A 13,980-nucleotide genomic window follows, 5' to 3' on the forward strand; every position below is an offset into this window, starting at 1 on the left:
GTCATACCTCCTTGAGGGTGGCGAGACCCTGCGCGACCAGCGGCGCGACCAGCGCGCCGACGTGCTCGAAGCCCTCGCCGACGGTCTGGTGGTGGATGTAGCGGTAGTGGATTCCTTCCAGGATGACGGCGATCTTGAAGAAGCCGAACGCCACGTACCAGTCCATGTCGGACAGATCGGTGCCGCTGCGGGCGGCATAGCGGTCCAGCAGTTGGCGGGCGGTGGGGAAGCCGTACTCGGGGCCGATGCCCTTGGCGATGGGGTTGCGCTCCACACCGCCGAAGCCCTCCCAGTACACCGCGAGCAGCCCGAGGTCGGTGAGCGGGTCGCCGACGGTGGCCATCTCCCAGTCGAGCACGGCGCGGATGCGCAGGTCGTCGCCGACGATCACGTTGTCCAGGCGGTAGTCGCCGTGCACGATCCCGGCTCGCGGCGTGTCGGGGATGGTCGCCGCCAGCCGGGTGGCGAGCTCGTCGATGCCGTCGATGTCGCGGTTGTGCGAGGCGGCCAGTTGCTTGCTCCAGCGGCGGACCTGCCGCGCCAGGAAGCCTTCCGGGCGGCCGAATTCGCCCAGCCCCACCGAGTCGGGTGCGATCGCGTGCAGGTCGGCGAGCACGTCCATCAGCTGCCAGGACAGCTCGAAGCGCTGCTGCGGGGCCAGCTTCTCGGTCAGCTGAGGTGTGCGGTAGACGGTGCCCGGCACGTACTCCATCACGTAGAAGGGGGCGCCCAGCACGCTGTCGTCCTGGCACAGCAGGAGGGTTTCGGGCACCGGCACCCGCGTTCCGGCCAGTGCGGACATCACGCGGTGCTCGCGGCTCATGTCGTGCGCGGTGGCCAGCACGTGCCCCAGCGGCGGGCGGCGCACCACGAACTGCGAACCGCCGTCGCTGACGAGGTAGGTCAGATTCGACCGTCCACCTTGGATCAGCTCGCCGGTCAGCGGTCCGCCGACCAGGCCGGGCCGCTCGGCGTCGAGGTGCGCGCGCAGCCGGTCGAGGTCGAGGCCGGGCAGCTCGCCGGGCGGCGGTTGGGCGCTCATCGGCTCTCCTCGTGTTGCGGGGCGACCCGGTCGCGGGCCGGTTCGGTGAGCCGGGCGCGGGTTCCGGTGACGTCGGTTCGCGGCATCCCGGGCAGGCCGCGCCGCCGGGCGGCCTCGGTGCTCGGGGCGCGGTGGTCGGAGACCGCCGCCCGGATGGTCGGGGTCACGTCGCTGGAACCCATGCCAAGGACCGTACCGACTAGACGGTATGCACGCCAGACCCTGGTCGGAGGGGTCCGGGTCGGATGCTTCGCCGGTGTCGGGCGGGCGCTCTAGGCTGGCCTGATGGATTGGCGAGCCGAGGTACTCGATCAGTTCGACTTCTACTGGATGAATTGGCGCCCGCGCCTCGACGGCCTCACCGACGAGGAGTACTTCTGGGAGCCGGTCGCCGACTGCTGGTCGCTGCGCCGGGTCGACGACGGTTGGGCGATGGACTTCGGCTACCCGGAGCCGGTGCCGCCGCCGTTCACCACCCTCGCCTGGCGGCTGAACCACATCGCCGGGCACGTCTTCGCGCTGCGCGCCAGCAACCACTTCGGCGACGGCTCGTACCGGATGGACAACCACGACTACCCGGGCAGTGCGGCCGCTGCGCTGGCCTACCTCGACGAGCAGAAGGACCTGTGGCGCAACGGGATCGGATCCCTCGACGCCGAGGGCTGGGCGAAACCGGTCGGCCCGGCCGAAGGCGCGTACGCCGAGCGGGCCTACCTCACGCTGGTGCTGCACCTCAACCGCGAGTTCTTCCACCACGGAGCCGAGGTGTGCCTGCTGCGCGACCTGTACCGAGCCTCCGGCGGCCGCAGCTTCGCCTGACGCCTTCCGGTGGCGGTGCGTGTCCTTGAACTCGTTCCGCGTGTCGCTGTGGTTGCCGATTGCGCGAAATCGGCAACCACAGCGGTTGGGGCCAGCCGGGCACCTTCGGCGACAGGTGCTAGATAACACCGACCGGACAGTTCGGATGCCTGGCGGTATCGGTCGTGGAGGATGCCGCTCCTCCGGTCGCCCGGTGGTGGCGGGGTTGTCGGGGGATTCCCGGGGCGAATGGGCACAGTGGACCGACCTGCTCTGGTTCGGGTGAGCGTGCGAGTAACCCCACCGGCCGCTTGTCGGTGACCGGGCGTGGCCGGTCCTGGCGCTGGCGCATCGATGGAAACTCTTATGTCGCAACGGATTTCACCTGATCGGCGGTTTCCGTAGGAGTGGTGCTCTACCCGCCGTCGCGGCGGCGAAAAGGTGGGAACGCCGGGAAAATCAGTCGCGTTGACGCCGACTTTACTCGTCGGTAAGTATTCGGGTCGCCGCGCGGCCCGCACCTTTTCCCCGAATTTGCGAGGTGAGGCCAATGAAGTCCGTTCTTCGTGGCAGACGCGCCGCAACCGCTGCGGCCTTCGCCGCGGTCGCAGCGCTCGCGTTGACTCCGCAAGCCCTGGCCGCCGCTTTCGACATCAACTTCGACTGCGCCGGTGACTCCCCGGTGGGGGAGCAGCAGTTCAGCCTGCAGCAGGCCGCCGACGTCACCGCTCCGGCCACCGTCGCCCCCGGCGGCGCGCTGGACGTCTTGATCGACCCGGGCCTGAACACGTTGCCCTCCGAGGTCAACGGCTACACGGTGAAGCGGGTGGAGGGCATCGACCTGAGGATCCCGATCCCGGCGAACTCCACCTTCGTCTCCGCCGATCTCACCGGCGGGTCCAACCTGGGACCGAATCCGCCGACCTTCACCGTGGACGGCGGTGTCGCCACGCTGCACCTGGACGGCCCGATCCCGGGCGGCTCGGAGTTCGAGCTGCCGACCGTGACGGTGCACCTGACGGCTGGACCCTCCGGTGCGATCGAGACCAAGTTGCACGGCACCAGCCACGACGATCCCGGCCTCACCTTCACCGCGGTGGTGTCGACGATCATCGGGGACACCAACGTGCCGTCGCGCTGCTTCCCGAACCCCAACCCCGTCCTGACCACCACGACGATCGGCTGACCACCCGACGGCGGGGCGCATTCGGTGCGCCCCGCCGTCACTTCTCCGCCAGTTCTTCCGGGCGGTCACCGCGCGGCCCTGGCGACTACATCCGCTTCGACGGCGGGGTGGACCACGTCTACCAAGCCCTCGACGCCGAGGTCACCGCAACCCTCGTGATGCGCTACATCGACCCGACCTGAGCTTGTGTTTTAAGTTTTCTGCCCCTTACCAGCCAGGCAACTCGCCGCTTCCACCATCGGAGTGAGCACTCACTTGGTGCTTGACGGAGTGAATACTCACTCCGTACGGTGGCGGGCATGGGAGAAGCGACGAGTCGGCGCCGGGCGCCGGGGATGAGTCCGGAAGAGCGGCGAGCGATGATCATCGCGGCTGCGGTACCCCTGGTCGCCGAGTACGGCGCAGCGGTGACGACGAAGAAAATCGCGCGGGCCGCTGGAATCGGGGAGGCGACGATCTTCCGGGTCTTCGAGGACAAGGACGAGCTGTTGGGGGCGTGCGTGGCGGAGGCGGTTCGACCGGATCAGGCGGCGCGGGAGATCGAGTCGATCTCGCTCGACGAGCCGCTGGCGGAGCGCCTCGTCAATGCGGCGGACGCGTTGTCTGCGCACCTGGAGCGGATGGGCGCGGTGATCGGAGCGTTGCAGGCCTCCGGGCATCCGCACGGGTCGCGCAGCCGCCGGGTGGGCAAGAACGAGCCGAGGCCGGGCGACCGGGAGCGGGGACAGCACCAAGTCCGCGCAGCGATGGCGGAACTCTTCGAGCCGGAACGGGATTGCTTGCGGCTCCCGCCGGACAAGCTGGCCGCGATGTTCCTCGGTTTCATGTTCATGCGGTCACGCATGGGTGAGGCCGCTGCTGAAGTGGAGCCCGCCGAACTCGTCGGCCTTTTCCTGCACGGCGCATTCGCGGAGGACAAGTGACCATCACCCTGAACCACACGATCGTCCCGGCGCGGGACAACGACGCGGCGGCTGAATTCTTCGCCGGGATCATGGGCCTGCGACGCCTGCCACCGGACGGCATCGACGGGAAGTTCGCCCCCGTTGAGATCAACGACTCGCTGACCCTGCAGTTCATGACCGCACCCGAGGCCGAACCGCACCACCTCGCGTTCGACGTGGCACCGGTGGAGTTCGACCAGATCCGCACCCGGCTGGAAGCAGGCGGCGTGCCATACGGCAGCAATCCACGGGAGCCGGACAACGGCCGCATCGACCATCCACTGTGTCCTCGCGGGCTGTTCTTCAGAGATGACACCGGGAACCTCTACGAGGTGATGTCCCCGGCGTGATCCGCGAATGCGAAGACCCCTCCGGGACGGGGGACCGGAGGGGCCTTCGCAGCGCACGGACATCGGGGCGGTTCGGGGGAACCGCAGTGTCCGTATTTTGTTGTGCGCTACCCGGCACGGGCGGCAGAACCCCTGATGCGATGCGGGTTTCTGCACCGGATGCCGGACGGGACGATCAGCGGTTGTCCTCCTTGAGCAGGTCGGAGCACTTCTCGCCGATGGCCATGGTGGTGATGTTCGGGTTCACCGCGACCAGGAACGGCATCACCGAGGCGTCCGCGACCCGCAGGCCCCGCACGCCCTTGACCCGCAGCCGCGCGTCCAGCGGCTTGCTCGCGTCGTCGTCGGCGCCCATCGGCACCGACGCGGCCGGGTGGTAGACGGTGTTGTGGGTGCGACTGATGTAGTCGGCGATCTCGTCGTCGGTGCGCACGTCCGGGCCGGGGAACAGTTCGGCACCGGCCCAGTCGCGCATCGCCGGTTGCGCCACGATCCGGCGGGCCAGCTTGATGCCCTCGGTCATCACCCGCATGTCGTGCGGGTCGGTGAAGTAGCGCGGGTCGACCCTCGGCTTGTCCCGGAAGTCCCGGGTGCGCAGCCGGACCGTGCCGGTGGACCGGGCGCGGGTGACGTTCGGGGTCAGGCAGAAGCTGTTCTCCGAGGTCGGGTAGCCCTGCCGAACGGTGTGCATGTCGAAGGGCACCGAACCGTAGTGGAACATCAGGTCCGGCCGGTCCAGGTCGGGCTCGGTGGTGGTGAAGATGCCGATCTCCCACCACTGGGTGGCGTCGGTGACCATCGGCTGCTTGGCGTCCCAGCTGATCACGCCCTCCGGGTGGTCTTGCAGGCTGGAGCCGACGCCGGGGGAGTCGACCAGCACGTCGATGCCGAACTCGCGCAGGTGCTCGGCCGGGCCGACGCCGGAGAGCATCAGCAGCTTCGGGGTGTCGATGGCGCCCGCGGACAGCACCACCTCGCGGCGCGCGGTCACCGTGCGGGTGTGGATCAGGTCCGGATCCAGGTACTGCACACCGGTGGCCCGGGTGCCGTCGAAGGTGATCTTCTTGGCCCAGGCCTGGGTGCGGATCTCCAGGTTCGGCCGCTTGCCCATGATCGGGTGCAGGTAGGACACCGACGAAGACGACCGGGTGCCGTCCTCCCGCCCGTTGATCTGGAACCAGTTCGCGCCGTGCCGCACGGTCTTGCCGGAGTTGAACTCCGTGGTCGGGATGCCCTCCTGCGCGCAGGCCAGCAGCAGCGAGACACCGCACGGATCGCGCGGCGGGACGCTGCGGATGGTCACCGGTCCGCTGCGGCCGTGGTGCTCGCCCGGTCCGTCGTTGGTCTCCAACCGCTGGTACAGCGGGAAGATGTCCTTGGCGGCCCAACCGGTGGCGCCCATCGCGGCCCACTCGTCGAGGTCCTCGGCGGGGGCCCAGAACGCGATGCAGGAGTTGTGCGAGGAACAGCCGCCGAGCACCCGGGCCCGCGCGTGCCGCATGAACGAGTTGCCGTTGGCCTGCGGCTCGATCAGGTAGTCCCAGTCGTAGCCGGATTCCAGCAGCGCCATCCAGCGCTTGAGTTCCAGGATCGCCTTGTCGCCGACATCGGAAGGTCCGGCTTCGAGCAGGCAGACGGACACCTCGGGGTCCTCCGACAGCCGTGCCGCGACCGCCGCACCCGCGCTACCGCCGCCGACCACGACGTAGTCGAACTGGTCTGTCATGGATCGAATCTCCTTCCGCTCAGGCGACCGCGCTCTTGACGTCCGAAGTGGACCCGGCGGCGTGCTCGACGAGCACACCGACGCGGTGCCGCTGGACGAACCAGTAGTACGCGAACCCGCCGACCGCCGCGACTCCGACGAACAGCACCGAGCTGTACTGCAGGTACCAGTGGTAGGGCGGCTCGGCGTTGTAGACCGCGCGCCGCGGCCACGCCAGGTTGACCGTCATGGCCACGCCCCACAGCACCGCCAGGATGTTAATCGGCAGCCCCAGCTTGCCCAGGCTGAACCGGCCGTCGCGCTTGGCCTCCTCCCGCGGCGCCGACCACTCACCGCGCAGCCGTGCGATCAGCATCGGCACCGTGACCAGCAGGTACGAGATGTAGATCAGGATGATCGCCAGGCTGGTGACGGCGGTGAAGATCTGCGGCTGACCGATGTTGACCACCAGCAGCGCCACCGCGAGCACCCCGATGACCACCGCCGGGATCATCGGCGTCTGGAAGCGCGGGCTCACCCGCGCCAGCAGCGAACCGGCGGGCAGCGCGTTGTCGCGGGCCATCGCGAAGGCGATCCGGATCGCCGCGGTGTGCACCGCGAGCACGCAGACCGTGATGGCCACGAAGATCGCCAGCAGGAACAACCGGCCGACCAGCGGGCCGAGCGCGTCGCCCAGCACGAACTGCAGGCCGCTTTCGGCCAGCTGCGGCGCGGCGAAGTTCCGGGTGGCCATCAGTCCGAGCAGGATGATCAGACCGCCGAGGATGAACGAAGCGATCAGCGCCCGCAGGATCGCCTTGGGGGCGTTGCGGTGCGGGTCGATGGATTCCTCGCCGAGCGACGCCGCGGTGTCGAAGCCGTACATCACGTACGACGAGGCGATCCCGGCGACCAGGAAGGCGCTGAGATAGCTGCCGCCGAATGCGGACTCGGTGCCGCCCGTGTCCAGCACGATGGTCGGTGGGTGCACCGCCACCAGCGCCAGCGCGATGATCAGCAGCACCGCGGCGACGAGCTCGATGAGCACCCCAGCGCTGTTGATCCGCGCCATCAGCTTCACGCCGAAGGCGTTGACCAGGGTGGTGAACAGGATCAGCACCAGCGCCAACGCGATGCCGTTGACCGCCTGGTCGGTGCCGCTGCTGCCGTCACCGATGAACTGGAAGCCGGACCAGATCTGCGGCAGCGTGTTCTGGTAGGCCAGCGCGGTGGCCGAGATCGACACGATCGAGGCCAGCAGCATCATCCAGCCGGCCAGCCAGCCGATGTGCTGGCCACCCAGCTTCTTCGCCCAGTTGTACACCGATCCCGCGATCGGGTATCGCGATGCCAGCTCGGCGAAACTCAACGCCACCATCAACTGCCCGACGAACACGATCGGCCAGGACCACCAGTAGGCGGGGCCACCGAAGGACAGGCCGAAGTAGGACAGTTGGAAGGTGCCGGTCAGCACCGAGATGTAGCTGATCCCGGCGGCGAAGGTGTGGAACCCGCCGAGGCTTCTCTTCAGTTTGTTGGTGTAGCCGAACTTGTTGAGCTCGGCGTCGTAATCGGGCACTCGTCCGCCTCTCCGGGATTTGCGGTGGTGGTTGCGTCCCGCCCAATCTCCCGTAGCGTGGTTTCTTGTGGCTGGCTTGCGTCACGGTCCCCTGAGGTGCGGTTGAGCAGGACTGACGTTGACACATTGCTATTCATGTCCGGAACTCCTTTCCCGGTCATGCCAGCCCGCCGGATACGGAAAGGGGAGGAATCGGGTGGTTTGTGTTGCGTCGCGCGAACAATCCGCTTCAGGTGAGTTGAGCTGCGCGCGGCTGGAGCAGCCGCGTGGCTGCTGCGGTGCTCAGGTCACCACAGCGGGCGAGGTTCCTCCTTATTCTTCGGAGAACCAGTGCTGCGGCGCGGGGCGCAGGTTCTGGTAGACGTGCTTCGCCTCCTGGTACTCGCCGAGTCCCGTTCGGCCGAGTTCGCGTCCGATGCCGGACTGCTTGAAACCGCCCCATTCCGCTTGCGGCAGGTAGGGGTGGAAGTCGTTGATCCAGACGGTGCCGTGCCGCAGCCGGTTGGCCACCCGCTGCCCCCTGCCCGGATCGCCGGTGAACACCCCGCCGGCCAGACCGTAGTGGGTGTCGTTGGCGATGCGCACCGCGTCGTCCTCGTCGGTGAAGCGCTCCACGGTCAGCACCGGTCCGAACGATTCCTCGGTGACCGCGTAGGAGCCCTGCCGGACCTCGTCGAGCACCGTCGGCAGGTAGTAGTGCCCGGCCGCGTAGCGCTCGCCTTCGGGGCGGCGGCCACCGGTGCGCAGCACAGCGCCCTCGGCGACCGACTTGGCCACGTAGTCGTCCACCTTCCGCAGGTGGGCGGCCGAGATCAGCGGCCCGGTCTCGGCGTCGTCGTCGAACGGCCCGCCGATGCGGATCCGCTCGGCGCGCCGGACGATCTCGTCGACCAGCGCATCGTGCAGTTCGTCCTGCACGATCAGCCGGGCGCCCGCCGAGCACACCTGCCCGGAGTGCAGGAACACCGCGGTCAGCGCGTAGTCCACCGCGGTTTCGAAGTCGGCGTCGGCGAACACGACGTTCGGGTTCTTGCCGCCGAGTTCCAGGGCGACCTTCTTCACCGTCGCCGCCGCGGCGGCCGAGATCTTGCGCCCGGTGTGCAGGCCGCCGGTAAACGACACCAGGTCGACGTCCGGGTGCTCGACCAGCACCGAACCGGCCTCGGCGCCGGTGCCCAGCACCAGGTTGCCGACCCCGGCGGGCAGCCCGGCCTCGGTCAGCGCGCGCATCAGCAGGATCGAGGTGCTGGGGGTCAGCTCGCTGGGCTTGAGCACGAAGGTGTCGCCCGCCGCGATCGCCGGGGCGACCTTCCAAGCCACCTGGAGCAGCGGGTAGTTCCACGGCGTGATCATGGCGCACACGCCGACCGGTTCGTACTGCACGCGGCTGATCGAATCCGGCGAGCCGGTGTCGACGAGGCGTCCCGCGTCGGTACCGGCGATCTTGCCGAAGTACCGGAAGCAGGCCGCGATGTCGTCCATGTCGTATTCGCTTTCGACCAGCCGCTTGCCGGTGTCCAGCGACTCGGCGCGGGCGAAGGCGGCCTTGTCCCGCACCAGGATGTCGCTGACCCGCAGCAGCAGGTCGCCGCGCTGCCACGGGGAGGTGGCCGGCCAGGCTCCGGCGTCGAAGGCGCGGCGCGCGGCGGCGATGGCGCGGGTGGCGTCGGCCGGGCCTGCCTCGTCGACGGTTGCGACCAGCGCGCCGTCAGCGGGGCAGCGGATCTCGCGGGTGCGACCGTCCACGGCCGACACCCACTCGCCGTCGATGAACAGCGTGGCTGCTGAATTCTCCGCTTGCGACATGGTTCGTTTTCCTCGTGCTGTCGGTTGTGCCATTCGCACCAGAACTGCCCCGATGCGCACCCTGGTGCCGATGCGGCATACATTGCCGCGATCCGGATCAGCCCGCCACCGAATGCGCGGCGATGAATGCGCCGCGGCTGCCGGATCGGTGCTGAATTCGCCGAATTCGCCGACCGCCGACCCGCGGTTTTGCGGGATTTCACCTCCTGGTGGTCCATTCGGTGGCGGACTTTCACTCAAGTGTCCGCCGCAGCGCCGCCGAAGACCCTAACACCACTGCTGTACATCTGTACATCAATGGGTTGTCGCGGACGCCGTCGAGCTTCGGAAACCGCGGGATGAACAGCGCGGACGCCGCGCGGGTGAGTTGGACCGCACTGCATTCGGCGGTCGGCATGGCAGGCTGGACGGCGTTGTGGGACACACGGGAGGAAACGCCGAACTCATGTCGACCACCCAGCCCGCGCCAGCCGCGCGCCGCAAGGACCCGACCCGTCGCGAGCGCATCGCTCGCGCCGCGATCACGGTCGTCGCCGAACGCGGCGTGGAGAAGCTCACGCATCGTGCCGTGGCGGCTGCGGCCGGTGTTCCGCTGGGCTCGACGACGTACTACTTCGCCACCCTCGACGATCTGCTGGCCAGCGCGCTGCGGCAGTCCGCCGACGATGACGTCGAACAGTTGCGCGAGTGGGCCGATCGGCTGGACCGCGACGGTGATCTCGCCGTCGCGCTGACCGATCTGGTCCTGCACTACCTCGGCCCGGCGCGCTCGCAGACCGCGGTCGAGCACGAGCTTTACATCGCCGCGCTGCACAAGCCTGCGTTGCGCCGGGTCAGCCAGGAATGGGATGCCGCGCTGGCGGAGTTGTTCGCCTCCTACACCGATTCGGCGACCGGTCGCGCGTTGTCGGCGGTGTTCTGCGGTTTGCTGCTGCAGGGCATCGTCCGGGAATCGGTGCCGAGCCGAGACGAAATCGAGATGATATTTCGCCGGGTGCTGTGACCCGGCGTGAAAACCTGATTCCAGCAGGGAATTTGCCCCTGGTGTCGGGATGGTCAACATCGGATGACCGTTGCATTGACCGGAATTCGGGGAGTTGATCTCGCTCGCCGCCCCGGTGGAGAATGTGTGCCAGCGATCCGTGGCACCGCGCATCCGCGAGCTGCCAGGACTGATCGATTCAGTCCGGCGGAGCACATCGCAGGACGCTTCCCCGGTGTACAACGGACTTGCCGCGTCGGGGCGTGGCTCGCTCCCAGCAATGTTGATCAACCGAGTGGGGTGAGACCGTGAGGCACATCGAAGACCGCGAACTGGTACCTCTGAAGTCGGATTTCGACACGGTTTGGTACGGGTTCAGACGATCCCAGGTGAAGTTCTACATCCAGCAGACCGAGGCCGAGATCCGGCTCGTCACCGAAGACCGCGACTCGGCGCTCAGCCAGGTCAGCGATCTGACCGCGCAGCTCAACGAGGCGCGCGCCGAGGTCGAGTTGCTCAAGCAGCAGCTCGACGAGCAGGCGCGCTCGCCGATAGACGCGGCCGCCCTCTCGGACCGGTTACGCCGGATGGTCCGGCTCGCGCAGGACGAGGCGAACGAGATCGTCGCCGCTGCGCAGGCCGCGTCCGAACACGAGTGGGCTCGATCCGAGCAGGCCGCGGCCGACCTGCGCAACCGGTACGAGAAGCTGGTTGCCGAGGCCGACGAATGGCGCCGCCAGTCCGAGGAGCAGCGCAACGAGATGTTGGCGCGCACTCGCGAAGAGGTCCAGGCGATGGCGCGGGAGGCCGAGCAGTGCCGTCGCCGGTTGGACACCGACGCGGAGCTGCGGCGCACCCAGGTCGAGCACGACTTCGAGATTTCGATGGCGGCGCGCCGGGAAGAGGCGATGCGCATCCTGGCCGAGCGCGAGCAGGCCAGCCGCAACGAGGCGCAGCGCCGAGTCCGGGAGGCCAGCGCGGAAGCCGAGCGGCGGCTTCGGCGGGCCGACGAGTACGCCGAAACGATGTTGCGGATGCGCCAGGCCCTCGCGCAGCGGGTCCGCGCCGCGCAGCAGGTGCTGGGCGCGGCGGAGCCGTTCCTGGCGGCGGCGGAGGCTGGCGCGCCCAGCGAGGAATCGGACACCTACGTCGGCGAAACCGTCTACAACGGACACGTTCCCGCTGGTGAGGTCGTCAAGGTGCCCAAGCAGCGCGACGAGGAGCCGGTGCCGCAGGAAGCCGACGCGGCCACCAGCCCGGCCTGACGGCCTCGTTCCGGCGAGGCTGGTGAGCGGAACTTCCGCCCGGTCGTGTACCAGGCGGAAGTTCCGCTCACCAGCGCCGGAAGCACGGGCGCGGGGTCGGTCAGCGGCCCCAGCTGTGCCAGCTGTCCACTTCGATCCAGGCGCTGACCCGTGGCTGGTCGCGGACCGGGTACGGCTCGTTTCGGTAGTGCTGGGCCAACCGGTCGATGTCGGTCAGGTCCGGGTCGTCCTCCAGGCTGACCACCCGGCCGCGCAGGCTGATGTGCCGATACCAGTCCTCGTTGTCCAGCACGGTCAACGACACCCGCGGATCAGCCCTGAGGTGCTTCAGCCTGACCCGGCTGCTGTCCATGTTGACCAGCACTTTCCCGCCGTCCCACAGGTACCAGGTGGCCACTGTGATCGGCGCGCCCTCAGCGTTGACGGTGGCGATCACCGCCGGATTGGGGCGGGACAGCAGCTCCAGCACGTCCGGTGGCATGGCTTCGTTCGGCATCGATTCGTCCTTCCAAGAGGCGGCTTCGGCAGCCTGCGGGAGGATTCCACCAGAGATCGCGGCAGGCGGCGAGAACACGCCGAAACCTTCCCGCCGCAGTGCTTTAGGAACTAGGTTGCGTGGTGATCTTGGCGCGACGGGAGGCGTTGTGAACTTGCGCGGTCTGGTCACCATCGCGGTGACGTGCGGCATGCTGCTCGTCGGAGCACCGGTGGGGGCTGCCCCGGCGCACGAGGACATCCGGGAGAAGTTGGCGGCGGTGCCCGGGTTGACCGTCGTCGGCGAACGGCCCACCGAACCGGGATTCCGGCTGTTCGACCTGACCTTCGCGCAGCCCAACGACCACCGGCACCCGGAAGCCGGTGGCTTCCAACAACGCCTCACCCTGCTGCACCGCGATGTCGAGCGGCCGACCGTGCTCTACACGACCGGCTACGACCTGCCCGCCGAGGCCACCCGCACCGAGCCCACCCAACTGGTCGACGGCAACCAGGTCAGCCTGGAACACCGGTTCTTCACCCCGTCCCGGCCGCAGCCCGCCGACTGGAGCGACCTGGACATCTGGCAGGCCGCCACCGACCAGCACCGCGTGATCTCCGCGCTGCGCCAGGTCTACCAGCAGGAATGGATCACCACCGGGGCCAGCAAGGGCGGTATGACGGCGGTCTACCACCGCCGGTTCTACCCCGACGACGTGGCCGGCACCGTCGCGTACGTGGCGCCCAACGACGTCGACAACGACCAGGACCGCTACGACGCGTTCCTGGCCGATGTCGGCACCGACCCGGCCTGCCGCGATGCGCTGAGCGCCGTGCAGCGCGAGGCGCTGCTGCGGCGGGAGGAGATGTTGGCGAAGTTCCGCGCCTACGCCGACTCCGAGGGGCTGACCTTCGACCGGATCATCGGCGACATCGACCGGGGCCTGGAGATGGTGGTGCTCGACGCGCCGTTCGCGTTCTGGCAGTACCGCGGCCAGCAGGATTGCGCCAAGATCCCGGCGCCCACCGCCAGCACCGACGAGATCTACGCGTTCTTCGACGAGACCGTGCAGTTCTCCTTCTACACCGACCAGGGCATCGAACCGTACACGCCGTACTTCTACCAGGCCGGTACGCAGCTGGGCTGGCCGTACGTCTCCGACGAGCCGTTGGCCGATCTGCTGCACCACCGGGAGCTGGGCCAACCCCGCAACCTGGTGCCCCGCGACATCCCGATGCGGTTCAAGGTCGGCGCGATGCGGTCGGTCGACGCGTGGGTCCGGGACGAGGGTTCGGAGCTGATGTTCGTCAACGGCGAGCGCGACCCGTGGAGCGCGGAACCCTTCGAGCTCGGATCTGGTACCAGCGACTCCTACAGCTACCTGGTCCCCGGCGCCAACCACGGCGCCAAGATCGCTGGACTGCCCGAGCCGCAGCGCGCCGAAGCCGAAGCGACCCTGCGCCGCTGGGCCGACGTCGAAGTGCCGATCCTGCGGATCACCAGGCTGGACACCCAACCGCTCGTCCGCCGTCCGATCTGAGCGCTGTCCGCGAAGCGGTGCGCCCCGCAACAAGTCCGAGGACAGGTGCTGGACCCACCACGGCCCGGCTGCCCGTCCATTAGGTGGAACGTGATCGACGCCACCGCGACGGTGGCATTGACCTGCAGCGCACTGGAAGTTCCAGACTCTGGTCGACCGGGCAGGACCAGTGAAGGGAACGACGATGGCCCAGTACGTTTTGCCGGAGTTGGATTACGACTACGCGGCGTTGGAGCCGGCGATCGCTGGTGAGATCAACGAGTTGCACCACGGCAAGCATCACGCGGCGTATGTCAAGGGTGCGAATG

Annotated in this window: 13 protein-coding genes and 1 pseudogene; 8 read left to right on the forward strand and 6 right to left on the reverse strand. The window is 68.4% G+C overall.

Annotated elements, in window-relative coordinates:
* Nucleotide 1 precedes the first annotated feature (1 nt).
* Together ACTWQN_RS23525 and ACTWQN_RS23530 are read right to left on the reverse strand one after the other, a co-directional pair.
* Nucleotides 2-1,042 (reverse strand): phosphotransferase family protein, encoded by a 1,041-nt coding sequence (locus ACTWQN_RS23525; RefSeq protein WP_443205706.1) that lies wholly within the window; start codon nucleotides 1,040-1,042, stop codon nucleotides 2-4.
* A complete protein-coding gene (locus tag ACTWQN_RS23530) occupies nucleotides 1,039-1,224 on the reverse strand; it encodes a hypothetical protein (protein ID WP_443205707.1) in 186 nt (61 codons plus the stop codon). The genes ACTWQN_RS23525 and ACTWQN_RS23530 overlap by 4 nt, the downstream gene beginning before the upstream one ends.
* Nucleotides 1,225-1,327: 103 nt before the next feature.
* On the opposite strand from ACTWQN_RS23530, the gene ACTWQN_RS23535 reads away from it, so the two are divergent.
* The 4 genes from ACTWQN_RS23535 to ACTWQN_RS23550 all read left to right on the forward strand — a co-directional run bounded on the left by ACTWQN_RS23535 (nucleotide 1,328) and on the right by ACTWQN_RS23550 (nucleotide 4,320).
* Complete coding sequence (locus ACTWQN_RS23535; protein ID WP_443205708.1) at nucleotides 1,328-1,861, forward strand: DinB family protein; 534 nt, start codon at nucleotides 1,328-1,330, stop codon at nucleotides 1,859-1,861.
* 529 nt (nucleotides 1,862-2,390) lie between these two features.
* A complete protein-coding gene (locus ACTWQN_RS23540) occupies nucleotides 2,391-3,026 on the forward strand; it encodes a cyclase (RefSeq protein ID WP_443205709.1) in 636 nt (211 codons plus the stop codon).
* Nucleotides 3,027-3,361: 335 nt separating this feature from the next.
* A complete protein-coding gene (locus tag ACTWQN_RS23545) occupies nucleotides 3,362-3,949 on the forward strand; it encodes a TetR/AcrR family transcriptional regulator (protein WP_443205726.1) in 588 nt (195 codons plus the stop codon).
* Nucleotides 3,946-4,320: a VOC family protein gene (locus ACTWQN_RS23550; RefSeq protein ID WP_443205710.1), complete on the forward strand. Its 375-nt coding sequence runs from the start codon at nucleotides 3,946-3,948 to the stop codon at nucleotides 4,318-4,320. Before ACTWQN_RS23545 ends, ACTWQN_RS23550 begins: the two co-directional genes overlap by 4 nt.
* 175 nt (nucleotides 4,321-4,495) lie before the next feature.
* Here ACTWQN_RS23550 and ACTWQN_RS23555 read toward each other — a convergent pair whose 3' ends face one another.
* The 3 genes from ACTWQN_RS23555 to ACTWQN_RS23565 form a co-directional block, all read right to left on the reverse strand.
* Nucleotides 4,496-6,046 (reverse strand): GMC family oxidoreductase, encoded by a 1,551-nt coding sequence (locus ACTWQN_RS23555; protein WP_443205711.1) that lies wholly within the window; start codon nucleotides 6,044-6,046, stop codon nucleotides 4,496-4,498.
* Between the two features lie 19 nt (nucleotides 6,047-6,065).
* Complete coding sequence (locus ACTWQN_RS23560) at nucleotides 6,066-7,604, reverse strand: APC family permease (protein WP_443205712.1); 1,539 nt, start codon at nucleotides 7,602-7,604, stop codon at nucleotides 6,066-6,068.
* Nucleotides 7,605-7,916: 312 nt separating this feature from the next.
* The gene (locus ACTWQN_RS23565; protein WP_443205713.1) at nucleotides 7,917-9,410 is read right to left on the reverse strand and encodes an aldehyde dehydrogenase family protein; all 1,494 of its coding nucleotides are present in this window, start codon (nucleotides 9,408-9,410) and stop codon (nucleotides 7,917-7,919) included.
* Between the two features lie 445 nt (nucleotides 9,411-9,855).
* Between ACTWQN_RS23565 and ACTWQN_RS23570 the strand changes: the two genes are divergently transcribed.
* Both ACTWQN_RS23570 and ACTWQN_RS23575 read left to right on the forward strand, forming a co-directional pair.
* Nucleotides 9,856-10,413, forward strand: a complete 558-nt coding sequence (locus tag ACTWQN_RS23570; RefSeq protein WP_443205714.1) for a TetR/AcrR family transcriptional regulator — start codon at nucleotides 9,856-9,858, stop codon at nucleotides 10,411-10,413.
* Nucleotides 10,414-10,700: 287 nt separating this feature from the next.
* Nucleotides 10,701-11,657, forward strand: coding sequence for a coiled-coil domain-containing protein (locus tag ACTWQN_RS23575; protein WP_443205715.1), 957 nt, complete (start codon nucleotides 10,701-10,703; stop codon nucleotides 11,655-11,657).
* A gap of 100 nt (nucleotides 11,658-11,757) precedes the next feature.
* Here ACTWQN_RS23575 and ACTWQN_RS23580 read toward each other — a convergent pair whose 3' ends face one another.
* Nucleotides 11,758-12,153: a PPOX class F420-dependent oxidoreductase gene (locus ACTWQN_RS23580; protein ID WP_443205716.1), complete on the reverse strand. Its 396-nt coding sequence runs from the start codon at nucleotides 12,151-12,153 to the stop codon at nucleotides 11,758-11,760.
* Between the two features lie 148 nt (nucleotides 12,154-12,301).
* Between ACTWQN_RS23580 and ACTWQN_RS23585 the strand changes: the two genes are divergently transcribed.
* On the forward strand, nucleotides 12,302-13,672 hold the full coding sequence (locus tag ACTWQN_RS23585; RefSeq protein ID WP_443205717.1) for a S28 family serine protease: 1,371 nt from the start codon (nucleotides 12,302-12,304) through the stop codon (nucleotides 13,670-13,672).
* Between the two features lie 184 nt (nucleotides 13,673-13,856).
* Nucleotides 13,857-13,980: pseudogene (locus ACTWQN_RS23590) on the forward strand (superoxide dismutase); the annotation flags it as partial.

The organism is Saccharopolyspora antiqui (assembly GCF_052246905.1).
Classification (GTDB): domain Bacteria; phylum Actinomycetota; class Actinomycetes; order Mycobacteriales; family Pseudonocardiaceae; genus Saccharopolyspora.

Bases quoted from the DNA above. Each gene is read 5' to 3' on its own strand.
- ACTWQN_RS23525 (WP_443205706.1), bottom strand. From the start codon at position 1,042: ATGAGCGCCCAACCGCCGCCCGGCGAGCTGCCCGGCCTCGACCTCGAC.
- ACTWQN_RS23530 (WP_443205707.1), bottom strand. From the start codon at position 1,224: ATGGGTTCCAGCGACGTGACCCCGACCATCCGGGCGGCGGTCTCCGAC.
- ACTWQN_RS23535 (WP_443205708.1), top strand. From the start codon at position 1,328: ATGGATTGGCGAGCCGAGGTACTCGATCAGTTCGACTTCTACTGGATG.
- ACTWQN_RS23540 (WP_443205709.1), top strand. From the start codon at position 2,391: ATGAAGTCCGTTCTTCGTGGCAGACGCGCCGCAACCGCTGCGGCCTTC.
- ACTWQN_RS23545 (WP_443205726.1), top strand. From the start codon at position 3,362: ATGAGTCCGGAAGAGCGGCGAGCGATGATCATCGCGGCTGCGGTACCC.
- ACTWQN_RS23555 (WP_443205711.1), bottom strand. From the start codon at position 6,046: ATGACAGACCAGTTCGACTACGTCGTGGTCGGCGGCGGTAGCGCGGGT.
- ACTWQN_RS23565 (WP_443205713.1), bottom strand. From the start codon at position 9,410: ATGTCGCAAGCGGAGAATTCAGCAGCCACGCTGTTCATCGACGGCGAG.
- ACTWQN_RS23570 (WP_443205714.1), top strand. From the start codon at position 9,856: ATGTCGACCACCCAGCCCGCGCCAGCCGCGCGCCGCAAGGACCCGACC.
- ACTWQN_RS23580 (WP_443205716.1), bottom strand. From the start codon at position 12,153: ATGCCGAACGAAGCCATGCCACCGGACGTGCTGGAGCTGCTGTCCCGC.